Below are 16,062 nucleotides of genomic sequence, written 5' to 3' on the forward strand. Positions count from 1 at the left end.
CAATCGTTCGTAGGGTCGAAGCTATGACCACGACAGAACGACTTCCGGTGCAACCGCCCCGTCTCAAGATGGCGGAGCTGGCGCCCGAGGCCTACAAGGCGATGATCCGTCTCGACGCCGCGACCCGGCGCGGCCTCGATCCGGCGCTGCGGCAGCTGGTGCTGATCCGGGCGTCGCAGATCAACCACTGCGCCTTCTGCATCGACATGCACTCGAAGGACGCGCTGGCCGCCGGCGAAGCGGCCGAGCGCGTCATCCAGCTCTCCGCGTGGGAGGAGTCGAAGCACTTCTACACGGCGAAGGAGGTCGCCGCGCTGGAGCTGACCGAAGCGGTCACCGTGCTCACCGACGGCTTCGTGCCCGACGAGGTCTTCGCTCGCGCCGCCGAACACTTCGAGGAGGCCGAGCTGGCTCAGCTGATCGCGACGATCACGGTGATCAACGCGTGGAACCGGTTCGCGGTCACGACGCGGATGGTGCCCGGCGAATACGTTCCGGGGAAGCACTGAAACTGGTGGTCTGGACCGCTATGTGAGCGGGATCGCGAACCGGTCATACCGCCGGTTTGACCGGGGAATGGGAAAAGGGTGTCCGAGGTTTCGGGCGCCCTTTCCGGGTTTCGTGACTTAATCGGTCCAGTGCGCTTACTGAGCGTGCTTGCGAGGTCTGAAGTGTGCGGGTTTCTCGAAGTAAGCAGCCGCTTAAAAGCTTGGTAGGAGGGCGTTTGGTGTCTTCTTGACGGTCTGTGACGGCGACTACCGACGGTGATTTTGACCCGCGAGGGTGAGGTCGATTCCGGATGCCGTAGTTAGCGTGGTCGGTGCGATCCAGGGACTGTTTCCCGGTCGCTTCCGCTCTCGCTGAAATGGAGTTCCGTGATGACCCGGGGTGACGCACCGGTGGTCTGGCTGATCGCCGGCACCCGGCCGGAGGCGATCAAAATGGCGCCGGTCGTGCAGGAGATGTGCCGGACCGGACGGCTGGACCCGGTGCTCGTCGCGACCGGGCAGCATCCGGAGCTGGTCGACCAGGTGCTCGCGGCGTTCTCGCTGACCCCGGATCTGCGGCTCGCCCTGACCCGGGTCGACGGCGGCCAGCCCGAGTTGCTTTCGCAGCTCGTCACTGGCCTCGACGCGCTCGCCGCGCAGCGCCCGCCCGCGGCGGTGCTCGTGCAGGGCGACACGACGTCCACTGTGGCCGGTGCACTGGTCGCGTTCTGGCGCAAGATTCCCGTGGTGCATCTCGAAGCCGGGCTGCGCTCGTTCGATCTGCAGTCGCCGTTCCCGGAGGAGCTGAACCGGCGGCTCGTCACGCAGGCCGCGAGCCTGCACTTGGCCCCGACCCCGGCGGCGGCGCAGAACCTGCGCGCCGAAAGCATTGACGACAGCGTCTTGCTGGTCACCGGAAACACAGTGGTGGACGCGATTTCCCGGGTGACTGACCGGGGAGTGTCCTTTGCCGACAGTGCGGTCGCCGACGTGGTCGAATCGGCGACGCGGGGCGAGTGCCGGCTGGTGCTGGTGACCGCGCATCGCCGGGAGTCCTGGGGCGAGCCGCTGACTCGCATTCTGTCCGCTGTGGACACTCTGCTGGCGCGGCATCCGGACGTTCGCGTATTGCTGCCGATGCACCCGAACCCGGCTGTGCAGCAGGCGGTCACTTCGGTGCTCGCTGGCAACCCGCGCGTGGTCCTGACTCCGGCGCTGCCTTATGAACAGACCGCGGCGGCGATCGCGGCGAGTTCGCTCGTACTGTCCGATTCCGGCGGTATTCAAGAGGAAGCTCCGACGTTCAAGGTGCCGGTGCTGGTGCTGCGGGACACGACGGAGCGGATGGAGGCCGTCACCGCCGGTTGCGCGATGCTCGTCGGCACGGATGCCGACCTGATTGTGGACACCGCGTCGAAGCTGCTGGCCGACCCGGCGCAGCGGGCGGCGATGAACGCGCGCAGCAATCCGTTCGGCGACGGCCGGGCCGCGGAACGCACCGAGCAAGCGGTGGCCTGGCTGCTCGGCTTGACCGCTGAGGCACCGGAACCGTTCGTGCCTGACCTGGCTGAGGTCGTGCGGTGAACCAGCGGTTCCCGGCATGGTTGCGGCTCGGGATCATTGTCGTCGCGGTGGTCAGCTTGGCGGGCGGGATCGTCGTGGTGGTCTCGGACGACGGCTCCGGTTCGGAAGCGGCCGCTCCGGTCGAACCGGTTCTGCGGCAACCGAAAATCGGACTGGCCGGTCCCGGCGGCCGGGACGACCGGCGCACGCTGGTGTTGTACGACGACGGGCGGCGGTTGCGGCCGAGCCCGCCCGCGACGCAGGTCGCCGAGGAGGCGCAGGCCAACGCGATTCAGACGGCGAACCTGGTTTCCCGTTCCACCGCTTGGCGAATGCTGCCCGCCGCCGACTACCGGCGCGGCGAGCTGAACGAGTACCAGGCGGTCGTCTACGTCGGCACGGTCTACGACGCGCAGCTGCCGCCCGCGTTGCTGGACGACGTTAGCCGGACCCGGCTGCCGGTGGCGTGGATCGGCAGCAACATCTGGCAGCTGTTCGGCCACGCGCCGACGCTCGCGGGGAAATGGGGCTGGACGTGGGCCCCGTTCCGGGAGGACAAGGTCACCACGGTGTCCTATCGGGACACCGAGCTGCGGCGCGATCCGAACGCGGGGGTCGACGTCGTCGGGGTTCGGGTGACCTCGCCGAAGGCAAAGGTGCTGGCGCAGGCGAAGTCCGCTGAAGGCGTGACGTCGCCGTGGGCGGTCCACAGTGGATCGTTCACCTATCTCGCCGAAGTGCCGTATTCCTACGTCGGCGCGGGCGACCGTTATCTGGCGGCTGCCGACATCCTTCTCGGCGTGCTCGCGCCCGACGCTCCGGAACGTCGGCGGGCGCTGGTGCGGATCGAGGACATCGGCCCGCGGACGCCGCCTGCGGAAGTCCGGGCGATCACCGACTACCTCAGCGGTCGCGGAGTGCCGTTCTCGTTGGCGGTGTATCCGTATTACGCGGATCCGCGTGGTGAAGCGAACGGCGGCAAGGCGACGTACGCGCGGCTGGTGGACAGTCCGGATCTCGTTGCGGCACTGCGCGATGCGGTCGCACGTGGCGGAACCCTGGTGATGCACGGGTACAGCCACCAATACAGCGAGACGGCAAACCCGTACTCGGGTACCAGTGCCGCTGACTACGAGTTCTACCGCGCGACCGTTGACCACAAGGACAATGTGCGGCTCAGCGGCCCGGTTCCGGAGGATTCAGCGGAGTGGTTCCGCACTCGGGTCGCTACCGGTCTCGCGGAGTTCGACCGGGTCGGATTGCCGCGACCGGACGCGTTCGAGTTCCCGCATTACGGCGGCTCCGCGGTGGACTACCAGGAGGCGGGCCGGATCTTCCCGATGCGCTACGACCGCGGCAGTTACTACGCCGGACAGTGCGACGGTGGCCAATGTGGACTGACGGATGTGTCCTATCGCGAGGTATACGGCCAGTTCTTCCCGTACCCGGTCCGCGACGTCTACGGGACTGTCGTGGTGCCGGAGAACGTCGGCAACGTCGCTCCGGCCAAGTTCAACCAGCACTCCGCGCGCACCGCCGACGACATCCTGGCCGACGCGAAAACCCATCGCGTGGTGACCGACAGCGTCGTCAGCTTCTACTATCACCCGTTTCTCGGCATCGACGATCTGAAGAAGGTCGTTGACGGCATCGAAGGGCTCGGCTATCGCTTCGTGTCTCCCGCTGCCGTCGCCGCTTGAGTTTCTGCTGGAAGGAAAAGAAATGTCTGTCACCCGGGTCGCTCCTGCGGTCGTGTCCGCCGCCGCGATCGGTGTCGCACCGTTCCACGGGGTGCTGTGGTTCGTCTTGTCCGCAGTCGGATTCGTCGCGATGGCTCTGACGGTCCGTTCGGTCCGGCTGCGTGCCAGCGGATCCCGGGGCCGGCACGCGGCATGACGCAGCCGTGGTGGTTCGTGCTGCTGCTGTGCTGGTGGCCAGCGCACAACCTGGTGCTGGCGGCCTTCGCCTGGCGCGCGCCCCGGCCCGCAGCGGAACGCTCACCAAGGCCGTTGTTGTTCTGGATTGTCATCCCCGCGCTGAACGAGGAACGCGTTATCGCGAATACGGTGCGGAACGCGTTACAGCTTGGCAGTCCGGAAACTCCGGTGCGAGTGCTGGTCATCGACGACGGCTCGGACGACGGCACGCCGGGGATTGTCGCTGGCATCGCTGACGAACGGCTGCATGTCCTACGACGTGACTTGCCGAACGCGCGGCAGGGCAAAGGCGAGGCGCTCAACGCGGGTTACCGCTACATCGACGCCATTGCCGAGCGGGAAGGCACTGTTTCGCAGACTGTCGTCGGCATCATTGACGGGGATGGGCGCGGTAGTGCTGGGCTGCTCACGGAAGTGGCCGCGATGCTGCGGAGCCGCGGTGTCGGTGCGGTGCAGTGCCGGGTGCGGATCCACAATAGACACCGGTTGCTCGCGTTGTTGCAGGACCTGGAGTTCGGCGCGATCGCGGATGCTTCGCAGTCGTTGCGCGATGTTCTCGGCAGCGTCGGGATGGGCGGCAACGGGCAGTTCACCCGGCTGTCGGTGCTGCGGAGGTTCGCTCCGTCGCCGTGGAGCGACTGCTTGGTCGAGGATCTTGAACTGGGTCTGCGGCTGCACCTGGCCGGGGTGCGGATCCGGTACACGCAGCGGGCTTGGGTGACCCAGCAGGGGCTGGAAGACACGCGTCGCCTGCTGCGCCAGCGGACTCGCTGGGCACAGGGAAATCTCCAGTGCTCACGGCATTTGCGCAGTCTCGCGACTTCTCGATTCATCGCGGGGACGGGGTTGTTCGACTTCCTGGTCTACCTCGTGGTGCCCTGGCTGACCGTTCCGCTGTCGCTGCTCGCCGCGGCGCTGCTGGTGATCGTGCCGGTGGCGTTGCTGACCGGGAACTCGTTCGGCGGTCTGGTCGCGGAGACCGGGAACCTGGCGCAGGCGGTGGTGCTGTGGCTGGCCGCGTTGCTGCTGCCGGGGATCATGTGGGCGATCGTCTACTTTGCCCGGTTGCGGGACGAACCGCTGCGCCGGGCGTTGCTGGCCGGGCTGTGTTATCCGGCTTTTCTGTTGCTCGGCGTGCTGGCGACGTGGCGGGCGGTGTTCCGGATCGTCTTGAAGCGGAATGTGTGGGCGAAAACGGAAAGGCTGGCAGAGCTGCCAGCCTGACCGTCCTCACAGGGTGCGCAGCAGCCGTACCGGGTTTTCCATGCAGTCGGCGACGAAGCGGAGGAATCCGCCGGCGGTGCCGCCGTCGCAGACGCGGTGGTCGAACGCCAGGGTCAGCTCGGTGATCTTGCGAGCGGCGACCTGGCCGTCCACGATCCACGGCCGGTCGATGATCCGGCCGACGCCGAGGATCGCGACCTCCGGGTAGTTGATGATGGCGGCCGAACCGTCCACTCCGAACACGCCGTAGTTGTTCACCGTGAACGTCCCGCCGGTGAGATCGGCCGGGGCTAGCCGTCCGGAGCGGGCTTGTTCAGTGCGGCCGGCGAGGGAAGCGGACAGGTCTTCCAAGGTTTGCCGGTGCGCGTTCTGGACCACCGGCACGACCAGGCCGCGGTCGGTCTGCGCGGCGAAGCCGAGGTGCACGGCGGAGGGGATGACGATCTCGTCGCCCTCCAGATGCGCGTTCAGCTCGGGGAACCGGCGCAGGCCGGCGACGGCGAACCGGGCGATGAGCGCGAGCAGGCCGATCTTCGGGGCGTGCGGATCGCTGTTGAGCGCGGTGCGCAGCTGCAGCAGTTCGGTCGCGTCGACGTCCACCCAGACGGTCGCCTCGGGGATCTCGCGGCGAGAGCGGGTGAGTTTGTCGGCGACGGTTTTGCGGAGTCCGCGCAATGGGATTCGTTGCTCGTCCGGTGTTGTCGCCGCAGCAGCGGGGGTTTCGGTCGCGGCGATCGCGCGTTCTACGTCGGCGCGGCTCACGAGGCCGTCGGTGCCAGTGCCGGTGAGCGCGTGAAGGTCTACTCCGGACTCACGGGCAAGGCGTCGGACTAGCGGCGACACTACCCGGATTCGGTCCGAAGCGGACTTCGGTGCGGAGGCCGGGACTGTTGCCGGTGCTTTGCTGCCGCGCGGTCGCCTCGCGCGCCGGCTGCGGGTTTGGCTGGTGCCGTAACCGATCAGGACGTTCCCGCTGCCCTCCGGCGTCACGACGCCGGGTTCGGTGAAGTCCGCGGCACTGTCCACAGTGATCAACGGGCTGCCGACAGTCAGCACTTCGCCCGCCGCTCCGTGCAGAGTCGCGACCCGGCCCGCGAACGGCACCGGAACCTCGACGCTCGCTTTCGCGGTCTCGACCTCCACCACGGTCTGGTCCACGGTGACGGTGTCGCCGACCGCGACGTGCCACGCGACGATCTCCGCCTCGGTCAGACCTTCGCCGAGGTCAGGCAGTTTGAAGACGGCCATCACTTCTCCCCGTCGAGCGGTGCCGCGTCGTCCCACTGGAGCCGTTCGACGGCATCCAGGATCCGGTCGACGCCCGGCAGGTGGTGCTGCTCCAGATTCGGTGCGGGATAAGGAATGTCGAAACCGGCGACGCGCAACACTGGCGCTTCCAGGTAGTGGAAACAGTTCTCGGACAGCTGCGCGGCGACCTCGGCGCCGTAGCCGCAGAATCGGCTCGCCTCGTGCACCACGACCGCGCGGCCGGTGCGGCGTACGGACGCCGCGACGGTTTCGAGATCGAATGGCGCGAGGCTCCGAAGATCGATCACTTCGGCGGAATAGCCCTCTTCGGCGGCGGCTTCGGCAGCTTCGAGCGTCGTGCCGAGGGCACCGCCGTAGGAAATGAGGGTGACGTCGTTGCCTTCGCGGCGGATGACGGCTTTGTCGAGACCGGGCGAACGGCGTTGCGGGTCAACCGTGCCCTTTTCCCAGTACCGGCGCTTGGGCTCGAGGAAAATGACCGGGTCCGGGCTGTCGATCGCCTCGCGCAGCAGGGTGTAGGCGTCGTCCGGCGTGGCCGGGGTGACGACGCGCAGGCCGGCCGTGTGCGTGTAGTAGACCTCGGAGGAATCGCAGTGGTGCTCGACGCCGCCGATGCCGCCGCCGTAAGGCACCCGGATCACCACGGGCAGTTCGACCTGTCCCTTGGTGCGGTTGCGCAGTTTGGCGAGGTGGCTGGTGATCTGCTCGAACGCGGGGTAGGCGAACGCGTCGAACTGCATCTCGATCACCGGGCGCAGGCCGTTCATCGCCATCCCGATCGCGGTGCCTACGATGCCCGATTCGGCGAGCGGCGAGTCGAAGACGCGGGCGTCGCCGAAGCGTGCGGCGAGTCCGTCGGTAACGCGGAAGACGCCGCCGAGTGTGCCGACGTCCTCGCCGAAGACAAGGACGCGCTCGTCCTCGGCGAGTGCGTCGGCGAGGGCGCGGTTGAGCGCTCCGGCGAGGGACAGCGTCGTGTCCAGAGTGGCGGTCATGCCTGGTCCTCGGTGTTCTCGTGTGCCAGTTCGGCGGCCTGCTGGCGCAACGCGGCGGTCGGTTCGGCGTAGACGTGCCGGAAGAGGTCCGCGGGGTCGAGTTCGGTGTCGACGTTCATCCGCTCACGCAACGCCGCTGCTTCCTCTTCGGCGCGCGCGTCGATCTCTTGCTGCGCCTTGTCGTCGAGGAGGCCACGGTCGGTGAGGTACTGCTTGAGCCTGCTGATCGGATCGCGCGTAAGCCACTGCTCGACCTCGGCCTTGTCGCGGTAGCGCGTCGCGTCGTCGGCGTTGGTGTGCGACTCCATGCGATAGGTGAGTGCTTCGATGAGCGTCGGCCCTTCGCCGGCCGCGGCGCGCTGGACGGCCTGCTCGACGACAGCGTGTACGGCTGCGGCGTCGTTGCCGTCAACGAGTACGGACGGCATGCCGTAGCCGACACCCTTGTACGCGAGCGAAGGCGCAGCTGTCTGCTTCTCGAGCGGGACGCTGATCGCGTAGCCGTTGTTCTGTACGAGGAAGACGACCGGTGCTTTCCAGACCGCGGCGAAGTTCAGCGCTTCGTGCGTGTCGCCTTCGCTGGTGGCACCGTCACCGACGAGAACGAGCGACACCGTGTCCTCGCCCTTCACCCGCGCAGCGTGCGCGAAGCCGACAGCGTGCAGCGTGTTGGTGGCGAGCGGCGTGCATTGCGGAGCGACGTTGGCGCGGTACGGGTCGTAGCCGCAGTGCCAGTCGCCGCGCAGCAGCGTGAGCACCTCGACCGGGTCGACGCCGCGCGCGACGACGGCCATCGAGTCGCGGTAAGTGGGGAAAAGCCAGTCCTGCGGGCGGAGCGCGAGGATCGAGCCGATCTCGGCGGCCTCCTGCCCGCGCGCCGACGGGTACACCGCGAGCCGGCCCTGTTTGGTGAGCGCGGTGGCCTGGGTGTCGAAGCGACGGCCGGAAACCATGCCGCGGTAGAGCCGCAGGAGGACGTCGTCCGCGGGCATCGCGAGCTCCGGGCCGGGGACCGGGGAACCGTCGGCGGTCACGAGGCCGAGCGGCTCGTCGCTGGGCAGGAAACAGGACGCGGCAGTGCGTTCCGTGGTGGTCACCGAAAGCTCCCATCGACGAAGACGAGTAGGCCCCGATACTCGTGCTCCAGCGATCAGAGATCCAGACTTGACCGGCAACTGTGGAATGATGGCCGAGTTGTGGAGTCTGGATTGGACGATTGGCTTGCGAGGTGGCGCGGATGTCCCAGCCGGGTGGACAAATGGCAGCGGCGCTGGACGAGGTAGACCTGAAACTGATCGCCGAGCTGAAGAAAGACGGCCGCGCTTCGATGCGCGCCCTCGCCGAACGCGCGCACATTTCCCGGGCCGGTTGCTACACGCGCGTGGAACGGCTGCACCGCGAGGGAGTGATCACGGGGTACTCGGCGGTCACCGATCCGCGCCGGATGGGGCAGGGCTTGGCGGCCTACGTGTACTTGAAGGTCACGCAGAACTCGTGGCGCACGGTGAGCGCGGAACTCAAGCACATCCCGGAAATCGAACACGGCGGCCTGGTGTCCGGCGACAACGACCTGATCCTGTTCGTGCGGACCCGCGACGCGGACAGCTTGCGGGACTTGGTGTTCGAGCGGTTGCAGAACATGCCGGACGTGCTCTCGACGCACACCGTGCTGGTCTTCGACGAGCTGTGACGTTTCGTCAGGCCGCTTTGACCAGGTAAACCGCGAGCCGGAGCGCCCCGGTCGCTTCGAACGGCATCGGCGAGCGGCGGTACCCGGCCCGTTCGTAGAGGGCGATGTTGCGTTCGCTGGACGCGCCGGTGAAGAGGACGAACTGCTTCGTCTCCGGCGGGGCGTGACGCTCGGCGTGTTCGAGGAGGAACCGGCCGAGGCCGCGCCCCGCCAGATCCGGCGCGACCATCAACCGGCCGATCTCCCAGCCGCCGTCCTCGACGGCGCGGGCGCGGACCGCGCCGACCAGCCGGTGCCCCTGCCGGACGACCCAGCCGCGCCAGGTCTCGATCGACTCGCGGACCTGCGCGAGGTCTTCCGTCAGCGCGGGATGCTCCAAGGTGTTGTTGAGCAGGGCTTCCTGCACCCAGCAACACCGTTGGAGCACCATCAGCTCGGCGGCGTCGTCGGGAGTCGCGGGATGCAGGGTCGCGCCGGGGAGGGTTTCGAGGTCCACTGTGCAGTTCTAGCCAGGAACCCCGTCCGGGGCAACGGTTCAGGAGCCCAGGACGAACTCCGTGCCGAAGGGATCGCGGACGGTCACCATGCGTCCGTACGGGCTGTCCTCCGCTTCGACGATCTCGCCGCCGTGTTCGACCGCCCGCGCACCAGCGGCGTCGGCGTCAGTGGAGAGGAACAGGGTGCCCCACACCGGGGCCGAGGCGGTCGGGTCGCCGAGGACGCCGCCGATCTCGTGGCCGTCCGGGCGGCGGAGGAAGGTGAAGTCGACGCCGGGGAGGTCGTCGTTGCCGTCGAGGGTGAAGGCGAAGACCTCGCAGTAGAAGTCACGGGCCGGGCTGGGAGTCGGCGTGACGAGGTCGTTGCGCATCAGGGCGCTGGTCTCGTTGACGAGCCGGGCGCCGGGCAGTTCGCGGCCCTGCCAGATCCCGAACCGCGCCCCGGTCGGGTCTTCCGCGACGGCGACCCGGGCGTGGTCTCCGTCGTCGTGGGGCTGGTCGAGAAGCTTGCCGCCCGCGGCGGTGACGGCTTTGGCGGTGCCGTCGCAGTCGTCGGTGGCGAAGTAGACGGTCCAGCCAGGCCGGGAGTCGGTGGCTTGGCGCAGGCCGGCGACGGGGAGGTCGCGCAGCAGGCAGTGGCTGCCGTCGAAGGTCCAGCCGAGGACGGCGGCGTAGAAGCGTTGCGCGCGGTCCAGGTCCGGCACGGCGAGGTCGATCCAGGTCGGGGTGCCGAGCGGCTGGTTGCTGTCGACGGTGCTCATCGAGGTCCCTTCGTCGGTTATGCCGGCGACGCTAAGGGGCATTGCGGACAGCTGCGGTCCTCGGTTGCTCAGCATGTGGGAGACAGTGGCCGGGCGAGGTTCGGGGCACGCATTCTTGATCGGGAACCCCGGATCGGAATGGCAGGCGAGAATGAGCACGTCCCCGCTCGAAAACCCCGCTTGGGCCGCGCTGAGCGGCCCGCACGCGTCGTTCGCGGAGCAAAAGGGGCAGGTGCTGCGGTATCCGGTGGATGTCTCTCCGTTCCTCGCCGTGCCGGACCAGCCGGACGACCACGTGTGGCACGACATCGCCGACCTCATCGGTCCCGGGGCGTCGACGCTCGTCGTGGGCAAGGTCGGGACGCCGCCGCCCGCGGCATGGACGGTCGAGGCCGAGCTGTCTGGGGTGCAGATGGACGGGTCGGCGGCTCCCGCGGCCGCCGACGCGGAGGCGGTGCGGCTGACCGAGTCGGACGTGCCGGAGATGCTCGATCTGGTGTCCCGGACTAAGCCCGGCCCCTTCCTGCCCCGGACGATCGCTTTGGGCGCCTACTTGGGCATCCGCCGCGACGGGGCGCTGGTGGCGATGGCGGGCGAGCGGATGCGGCTGCCCGGGTGGACGGAGATCAGCGCGGTGTGCACGGATCCGGCGTTCCAGGGACAGCGGCTGGCGGCGCGGCTCGTGCTGGCGGTGGCCGCGGGGATCCTGGAGCGCGGGGATCGGCCGTTTCTCCACGCCGCCGCGACGAACACCGGCGCGATCCGGTTGTACGAGAAGCTGGGGTTCCGGCACCTCCGGCAGATCCAGTTCGGCGCCTACCGGGCTCCGGAGCGGTGATCGGCTGATCCGGCGAGGATTTCGGCCAGGCCGCTCGGGCGGAGCAGCGGATCGATATGGCCGACGGGCAGGGAGTGCACGTCGAAGGGATTGCCGGGGGTCAGTGCGTCGGCTTCTTCGATGAAGTGGTCTTGCAACGCCAGCGGCATGCTGGCGTCTGCGGTCAAGCGGACGTAGCTGTGCGGGATCCGGCCCCAGACGGCCGGGTCGACGAGGTCGGTGCCGGCGTCGCGGGATTCGTCAGGGTCGAGCGTCGAGAGGAAGGCGACGACCTCCGCGTCGGTGCCGCTGGCGGTCCAGGCGCGTTTCAGTGCGGTCAGGTGCGCGGGATCGGTGGTGTGCCAGTTCATCCGGACGGCGCCAAGGCGGTGCGGGTCGCCGACGGCGATCGGGCCGGTGCCGGCCAGCGCGGGGGATCTGAAGGCCGGGGTGGCGAGGTAGTCGGCGGCGGTGCCGGTGACGCAGCACCAGGCCGAGACGTAGACGGTTCGGGCCAGCAGGTCCGGGACGGCGTTGGCGACGCTCGTGACGGTAAAGCCGCCACGGCTGTGGCCGACCAGGATTACCGGCCCGTGTTCGCGTACGCGACGGACGACGTCGATGACGTGAGCGACGTTGTCGGCGTGCGTGATGCCAGCCATCGGTGACGGTTCTTCGGCGAACGCTACGAGGTCTTGGGTTTGGTAGGCGGCAGAGAAGCCCGCCGTGCCGTGGCCGGGCAGGTCGACGGCCAGGCTGCGATGGCCGCGCAGGGCTAGCTCCCGCTGAAGCGCGGTGAAACAGCGTCCGCTGGCGTGGGAGCCGGGCACGAGGACGAACGTGGGCTGCATGCGAGGGATCCTTCCTGGTCTCGGGGGAGCGCAGTGTCCATTGTGGATCTAGGGGGAGTTAGGGGTCGTTGCGCGTGGCGGGCGCGGTTAGCGTGGGTCGGCGAAGAAGGATCCGTGGCCGGGTCGTCCCGGCGCAGACGTCGGAAAGGCGGTGGGACGACATGACGGGTAGCGCGAATTCCGACGAGGACAGCTGGTTTCGCCGCTTCCACACGTCGCCCGAGGCGAAGGCAAGGCTGGTGTGCCTGCCGCACGCCGGGGGTTCGGCTCCGTTCTACTTCCCGGTGTCGCGGGCGCTGACCCCGGACATCGAGGTGCTGGCGGTGCAGTACCCGGGCCGCCAGGACCGGCGGCACGAGCCGTTCCTGACCACTGTCGACGCGCTGGCCGACCGGATCGCCGAACTGCTGCGCGGCCGCGACGACCTGCCGCTCGCGCTGTTCGGCCACAGCATGGGCGCGATGATCGCCTTCGAGGCGACCCGACGGCTGGAGGCCGCGGGCACCGCGGTGGACACGCTCTTCGTGTCCGGCCGCCGGGCACCGTCGCGGCACCGCGACGAGAACGTGCACACCCGCACCGACGACGGCGTGATCGACGAACTGCGCCGGCTGAGCGGAACCGAAATGGACCTGCTCGGCGACGACGACGTGGTGCGGATGATCCTTCCCGTGGTGCGCAACGACTATCGCGCCGTGGAGACCTACCGGTACCGGCCGGGCCCGCCGCTGAAGGCCCCGGTGGTCGCGTTCACCGGCACCGCCGACCCGGTCGCCTCGGTCGACGAGGTCCGGTCGTGGGGCGAGCACACTTCGGCGGGCTTCGAGCTGGTCCCGCTCGACGGCGGGCATTTCTTCCTGACCCGCCACCAGGACGTGATTCTCCGGTATCTGACCGATCGGCTTGTCGACAAGGGGCGTGCACATGTCTGAGGCACTGGCGATCGGATTCGACAGCAGACTCGAGGAACTGCGGGAGATCAAGGAGGCCGCGCGGCGCGGCCCCGACGACGCCGCGACCGCCCGGCAGCACGACCGCGGCAAGCTGACCGCGCACGAACGCATCGAACTGCTTCTCGACCCGGGCTCGTTCACCGAGATCGAGTCCTTGCGCCGCCACCGCGCTACGGCCTTCGGCCTCGAACACCGCAAACCGTACTCGGACGGCGTGGTGTGCGGCTGGGGAACGGTCTACGGGCGCACGATTTTCGTGTACGCCCACGACTTCCGCATTTTCGGCGGCGCGCTCGGCGAGGCGCACGCGCAGAAGATCCACAAGGTGATGGATCTTGCCGCGGCGGCCGGTGCGCCCCTGGTGTCGCTCAACGACGGTGCCGGTGCGCGGATTCAAGAGGGCGTCACGGCGCTCGCCGGGTACGGCGGGATTTTCCAGCGCAACACCCGGTCTTCGGGGGTCATCCCGCAGATCTCGGTGATGCTCGGCCCGTGCGCGGGCGGTGCCGCGTATTCGCCCGCGTTGACGGATTTCGTGTTCATGGTGCGGGAAACCTCGCAGATGTTCATCACCGGCCCGGACGTGGTGCACGCGGTGACCGGCGAGGAGATCACCCAGAACGGTCTCGGCGGCGCGGACGTGCACGCCTCGACGTCGGGTGTCGCCGCGTTCGTCTACGACGACGAACCCAGCTGTCTTGAGGACGTCCGGTACCTGATTTCGCTGCTGCCGTCCAACAACAACGAGATGCCGCCGGTGGAACCGACGGCCGACCCGGCCGACCGCCGCACGGACAAACTGCTCGAGGTGGTGCCGACGGACTCCGCCCGCGCGTACGACATGTGCGCCGTCATCGAGGAAATCGTCGACGACGGCGAGTTCCTTCAGGTGCACGCCGGTTGGGCGACGAACGTCGTGTGCGCCTTGGCACGACTCGACGGTCGGGTCGTCGGAATCGTCGCGAACCAGCCCGCCACGCTCGCCGGGGTGCTCGACATCGAGGCGAGCGAGAAGGCCGCGCGGTTCGTTCAGACGTGCGACGCGTTCAACATCCCGCTGGTGACGCTGGTCGACGTGCCGGGCTTCCTGCCCGGGGTGGACCAGGAACACGGCGGCATCATCCGGCACGGCGCGAAGCTGCTGTACTCCTACTGCAACGCGACAGTGCCGCGGGTGCAGATGATCCTGCGGAAAGCCTACGGCGGCGCGTACATCGTGATGGACTCGCGTTCCATCGGCGCGGACGTTTCGCTGGCGTGGCCGACGAACGAGATCGCGGTGATGGGCGCCGAGGGTGCGGCGAACGTGATCTTCCGGCGCGAGATCAACGCGGCCGACGACCCGGAGGCGGTGCGGCGGCAGAAGATCAAGGAGTACAAGACCGAGCTGATGCATCCGTACTACGCGGCCGAACGCGGGCTGGTCGACGACGTGATCGAGCCCGGCCGGACGCGGGAGATGCTGATCCGGTCGCTGGCGATGCTGCGGGCCAAGCACGCCGACGTTCCGGCGCGCAAGCACGGGAACCCGCCGATGTGATGGCGGCCCGGGTCGCGCGTCGAAGAACGGAGGACGTGATGGGGTCGATTGGAGTGATGGCGGGTCTTGCCGCGGAGGCTCCTGGCGCGCTTGACGAGCCGGACGCCGCGGGGGTGCCGGACGTGGCGCGGGGCGGTTCGCGACCTGGCGGGGCGACTGGCGATGGGCGCGATGAACCGGCAGCGCGCGCAGTCGGTGCCAGCCCGGTGCCTGAATCGCCTGAAGAACGGGCTGGAGCGTCGGGTGGCTTGGCTGCTGCCAGGGGAGAAAACCTTGCGGCGCAGGCGGAGCTGACTGATTCCGAAGCCGCCGGGGCGCAGGATGACCAGCGTGCTGCGGCGGCAGTGCCCGCAGTACGTGTCGTGCGCGGGAATCCGGATGACGGTGAAGTGGCTGCGCTTCTGGTGGCGTTGGCCGCTGTCGGTCAGGCCGCACGTTCTGGGCGCGAGGAAACTGTGCTGCCGTCACCTCGGCAACCGTCGACAAGGTTTGTTCCGGCGACGAGCTGGCGGGCACGGTAGACCCGTCCGGCAAGGACGCGAGAGAGCGGGGCCCGCGTCTGCGCAGGGCGATGCGGGCCTTCTGCCACAAGGTTTTTCCGGCTTGGGCAATCGCGGGGAACGCCGGTCTTCGAGACCGCCGACTGGCGCGAACTGCCGCTCTCGACGGGAACAGCGGCGAACGGCGGCGAGTGGCGGAAACGTTGCGCCACAAGAGAACTACTACGTCGTCCACAACGGACGACACGGGGACAGGTCCAAGATCCATATTCCCAAGCTACCGCCGCAGGTCGAACATCTGCACGGTATCGATCCGGTGAATCAGGCGTGCACCGCGGTGCTGTCCAGATAGGTCAGCACCGCGCGGATGCGGCGGTTCTGGTCCCGGCTGGCCTCCAGGCCGAGCTTCGCGAAGATGTTGCTGATGTGGTTTTCCACCGCTCCCTGCGTCACCACCAATGCCTTGGCGATGGCCGCGTTCGACAGGCCCTGCGCCATCTGCGCCAGCACCTCGGTCTCCCGCGCGGTCAACGCCTCCAGCGGATCCCGGCTGCGGGAAAGCATCTGCGCGACCACGTCCGGGTCGATGGCCGATCCGCCACCGGCGACGCGGCGGACTGCTTCCAGGAAGTCCGCGACGTCGGCGACTCGTTCCTTCAGCAGGTAGCCGACGCCGGAAGTGCCTTCCGCGATCAGGTCTACCGCATAGCTTCCCTCGACGTACTGCGACACCACCAGGACCGGCAGGCCGGGGATTTCCTTACGTGCGGCCAATGCCGCGCGCAGGCCCTCGTCGGTGAAGGTCGGCGGCATGCGGACGTCGGCGATGACCAGGTCGGGACGGTGGTCCCGGATGGCGACCAGCAGGTCGTCGCCGTTGTCGACCGCGGCGGCGGTTTCGATGCCGACGTCCGCGAGCAGGCTTTGCACCCCGGCGCGCAACAGCACCGAGTCTTCCGCGATCACGACGCGCATTT

General features: G+C 68.4%; 17 protein-coding genes. 10 read left to right on the plus strand and 7 right to left on the minus strand.

From position 1 onward, the window contains the following. Nucleotides 1-23: 23 nt before the first annotated feature. The 5 genes from ACWGIC_RS20945 (at nt 24) to ACWGIC_RS20965 (ending at nt 5,212) form a co-directional block, all read left to right on the plus strand. Nucleotides 24-509: a carboxymuconolactone decarboxylase family protein gene (locus ACWGIC_RS20945; protein WP_452077608.1), complete on the plus strand. Its 486-nt coding sequence runs from the start codon at nt 24-26 to the stop codon at nt 507-509. 369 nt (nt 510-878) lie between these two features. After that, entirely contained in the window at nt 879-2,072 is a 1,194-nt protein-coding gene (gene wecB / locus ACWGIC_RS20950) for a non-hydrolyzing UDP-N-acetylglucosamine 2-epimerase (protein WP_452077609.1), read from the plus strand. Then, the gene (locus ACWGIC_RS20955; protein WP_452077610.1) at nt 2,069-3,751 is read left to right on the plus strand and encodes a DUF2334 domain-containing protein; all 1,683 of its coding nucleotides are present in this window, start codon (nt 2,069-2,071) and stop codon (nt 3,749-3,751) included. Before wecB ends, ACWGIC_RS20955 begins: the two co-directional genes overlap by 4 nt. 22 nt (nt 3,752-3,773) lie before the next feature. Then, the gene (locus ACWGIC_RS20960) at nt 3,774-3,947 is read left to right on the plus strand and encodes a hypothetical protein (RefSeq protein ID WP_452077611.1); all 174 of its coding nucleotides are present in this window, start codon (nt 3,774-3,776) and stop codon (nt 3,945-3,947) included. Beyond that, complete coding sequence (locus ACWGIC_RS20965) at nt 3,944-5,212, plus strand: glycosyltransferase family 2 protein (RefSeq protein ID WP_452077612.1); 1,269 nt, start codon at nt 3,944-3,946, stop codon at nt 5,210-5,212. Before ACWGIC_RS20960 ends, ACWGIC_RS20965 begins: the two co-directional genes overlap by 4 nt. Before the next feature lie 6 nt (nt 5,213-5,218). Here the strand turns inward: ACWGIC_RS20965 and ACWGIC_RS20970 are convergent, their stop codons facing one another. From ACWGIC_RS20970 to pdhA, 3 genes are read right to left on the minus strand one after another with little or no spacing between them, the layout of a single operon-like run. After that, nucleotides 5,219-6,460: a dihydrolipoamide acetyltransferase family protein gene (locus ACWGIC_RS20970; RefSeq protein WP_452077613.1), complete on the minus strand. Its 1,242-nt coding sequence runs from the start codon at nt 6,458-6,460 to the stop codon at nt 5,219-5,221. Then, the gene (locus ACWGIC_RS20975) at nt 6,460-7,476 is read right to left on the minus strand and encodes an alpha-ketoacid dehydrogenase subunit beta (protein ID WP_452077614.1); all 1,017 of its coding nucleotides are present in this window, start codon (nt 7,474-7,476) and stop codon (nt 6,460-6,462) included. Before ACWGIC_RS20975 ends, ACWGIC_RS20970 begins: the two co-directional genes overlap by 1 nt. Beyond that, a complete protein-coding gene (gene pdhA, locus ACWGIC_RS20980; RefSeq protein WP_452077615.1) occupies nt 7,473-8,573 on the minus strand; it encodes a pyruvate dehydrogenase (acetyl-transferring) E1 component subunit alpha in 1,101 nt (366 codons plus the stop codon). The genes ACWGIC_RS20975 and pdhA overlap by 4 nt, the downstream gene beginning before the upstream one ends. A gap of 161 nt (nt 8,574-8,734) precedes the next feature. On the opposite strand from pdhA, the gene ACWGIC_RS20985 reads away from it, so the two are divergent. Then, complete coding sequence (locus ACWGIC_RS20985) at nt 8,735-9,166, plus strand: Lrp/AsnC family transcriptional regulator (RefSeq protein ID WP_452077616.1); 432 nt, start codon at nt 8,735-8,737, stop codon at nt 9,164-9,166. Nucleotides 9,167-9,173: 7 nt separating this feature from the next. Here ACWGIC_RS20985 and ACWGIC_RS20990 read toward each other — a convergent pair whose 3' ends face one another. Both ACWGIC_RS20990 and ACWGIC_RS20995 read right to left on the minus strand, forming a co-directional pair. Then, nucleotides 9,174-9,662 (minus strand): GNAT family N-acetyltransferase, encoded by a 489-nt coding sequence (locus tag ACWGIC_RS20990; RefSeq protein WP_452077617.1) that lies wholly within the window; start codon nt 9,660-9,662, stop codon nt 9,174-9,176. A 39-nt stretch (nt 9,663-9,701) separates the two neighbouring features. Then, nucleotides 9,702-10,424 carry a VOC family protein gene (locus tag ACWGIC_RS20995; protein WP_452077618.1) on the minus strand — a complete coding sequence of 241 codons (723 nt, stop codon included), beginning with the start codon at nt 10,422-10,424 and terminating at the stop codon, nt 9,702-9,704. A 151-nt stretch (nt 10,425-10,575) separates the two neighbouring features. Here ACWGIC_RS20995 and ACWGIC_RS21000 point away from each other — a divergent pair, with 151 nt between their 5' ends. Further along, nucleotides 10,576-11,262: a GNAT family N-acetyltransferase gene (locus ACWGIC_RS21000; RefSeq protein ID WP_452077619.1), complete on the plus strand. Its 687-nt coding sequence runs from the start codon at nt 10,576-10,578 to the stop codon at nt 11,260-11,262. Here ACWGIC_RS21000 and ACWGIC_RS21005 read toward each other — a convergent pair. Further along, entirely contained in the window at nt 11,241-12,092 is an 852-nt protein-coding gene (locus tag ACWGIC_RS21005; RefSeq protein WP_452077620.1) for an alpha/beta hydrolase, read from the minus strand. The genes ACWGIC_RS21000 and ACWGIC_RS21005 overlap by 22 nt on opposite strands. Before the next feature lie 161 nt (nt 12,093-12,253). Between ACWGIC_RS21005 and ACWGIC_RS21010 the strand changes: the two genes are divergently transcribed. From ACWGIC_RS21010 to ACWGIC_RS21020, 3 genes are read left to right on the plus strand one after another with little or no spacing between them, the layout of a single operon-like run. Further along, the gene (locus ACWGIC_RS21010; protein ID WP_452077621.1) at nt 12,254-13,024 is read left to right on the plus strand and encodes a thioesterase II family protein; all 771 of its coding nucleotides are present in this window, start codon (nt 12,254-12,256) and stop codon (nt 13,022-13,024) included. Then, the gene (locus ACWGIC_RS21015) at nt 13,017-14,585 is read left to right on the plus strand and encodes an acyl-CoA carboxylase subunit beta (RefSeq protein ID WP_452077622.1); all 1,569 of its coding nucleotides are present in this window, start codon (nt 13,017-13,019) and stop codon (nt 14,583-14,585) included. The genes ACWGIC_RS21010 and ACWGIC_RS21015 overlap by 8 nt, the downstream gene beginning before the upstream one ends. Before the next feature lie 56 nt (nt 14,586-14,641). Beyond that, nucleotides 14,642-15,106: an acyl-CoA carboxylase epsilon subunit gene (locus ACWGIC_RS21020; RefSeq protein ID WP_452077623.1), complete on the plus strand. Its 465-nt coding sequence runs from the start codon at nt 14,642-14,644 to the stop codon at nt 15,104-15,106. A gap of 300 nt (nt 15,107-15,406) precedes the next feature. On the opposite strand, the gene ACWGIC_RS21025 is transcribed toward ACWGIC_RS21020, so the two are convergent. Then, complete coding sequence (locus tag ACWGIC_RS21025) at nt 15,407-16,060, minus strand: response regulator transcription factor (protein WP_452077624.1); 654 nt, start codon at nt 16,058-16,060, stop codon at nt 15,407-15,409. Nucleotides 16,061-16,062: the final 2 nt, after the last annotated feature.

Source organism: Amycolatopsis sp. NPDC054798 (genome assembly GCF_053611505.1).

Bases quoted from the DNA above. Each gene is read 5' to 3' on its own strand.
- ACWGIC_RS21010 (WP_452077621.1), top strand. From the start codon at position 12,254: ATGACGGGTAGCGCGAATTCCGACGAGGACAGCTGGTTTCGCCGCTTC.
- ACWGIC_RS20945 (WP_452077608.1), top strand. From the start codon at position 24: ATGACCACGACAGAACGACTTCCGGTGCAACCGCCCCGTCTCAAGATG.
- ACWGIC_RS20965 (WP_452077612.1), top strand. From the start codon at position 3,944: ATGACGCAGCCGTGGTGGTTCGTGCTGCTGCTGTGCTGGTGGCCAGCG.
- ACWGIC_RS21015 (WP_452077622.1), top strand. From the start codon at position 13,017: ATGTCTGAGGCACTGGCGATCGGATTCGACAGCAGACTCGAGGAACTG.
- ACWGIC_RS20995 (WP_452077618.1), bottom strand. From the start codon at position 10,424: ATGAGCACCGTCGACAGCAACCAGCCGCTCGGCACCCCGACCTGGATC.
- ACWGIC_RS21020 (WP_452077623.1), top strand. From the start codon at position 14,642: ATGGCGGGTCTTGCCGCGGAGGCTCCTGGCGCGCTTGACGAGCCGGAC.
- ACWGIC_RS20960 (WP_452077611.1), top strand. From the start codon at position 3,774: ATGTCTGTCACCCGGGTCGCTCCTGCGGTCGTGTCCGCCGCCGCGATC.
- ACWGIC_RS21005 (WP_452077620.1), bottom strand. From the start codon at position 12,092: ATGCAGCCCACGTTCGTCCTCGTGCCCGGCTCCCACGCCAGCGGACGC.
- ACWGIC_RS20970 (WP_452077613.1), bottom strand. From the start codon at position 6,460: ATGGCCGTCTTCAAACTGCCTGACCTCGGCGAAGGTCTGACCGAGGCG.
- ACWGIC_RS21025 (WP_452077624.1), bottom strand. From the start codon at position 16,060: ATGCGCGTCGTGATCGCGGAAGACTCGGTGCTGTTGCGCGCCGGGGTG.
- wecB (WP_452077609.1), top strand. From the start codon at position 879: ATGACCCGGGGTGACGCACCGGTGGTCTGGCTGATCGCCGGCACCCGG.
- ACWGIC_RS20975 (WP_452077614.1), bottom strand. From the start codon at position 7,476: ATGACCGCCACTCTGGACACGACGCTGTCCCTCGCCGGAGCGCTCAAC.
- ACWGIC_RS21000 (WP_452077619.1), top strand. From the start codon at position 10,576: ATGAGCACGTCCCCGCTCGAAAACCCCGCTTGGGCCGCGCTGAGCGGC.
- ACWGIC_RS20985 (WP_452077616.1), top strand. From the start codon at position 8,735: ATGGCAGCGGCGCTGGACGAGGTAGACCTGAAACTGATCGCCGAGCTG.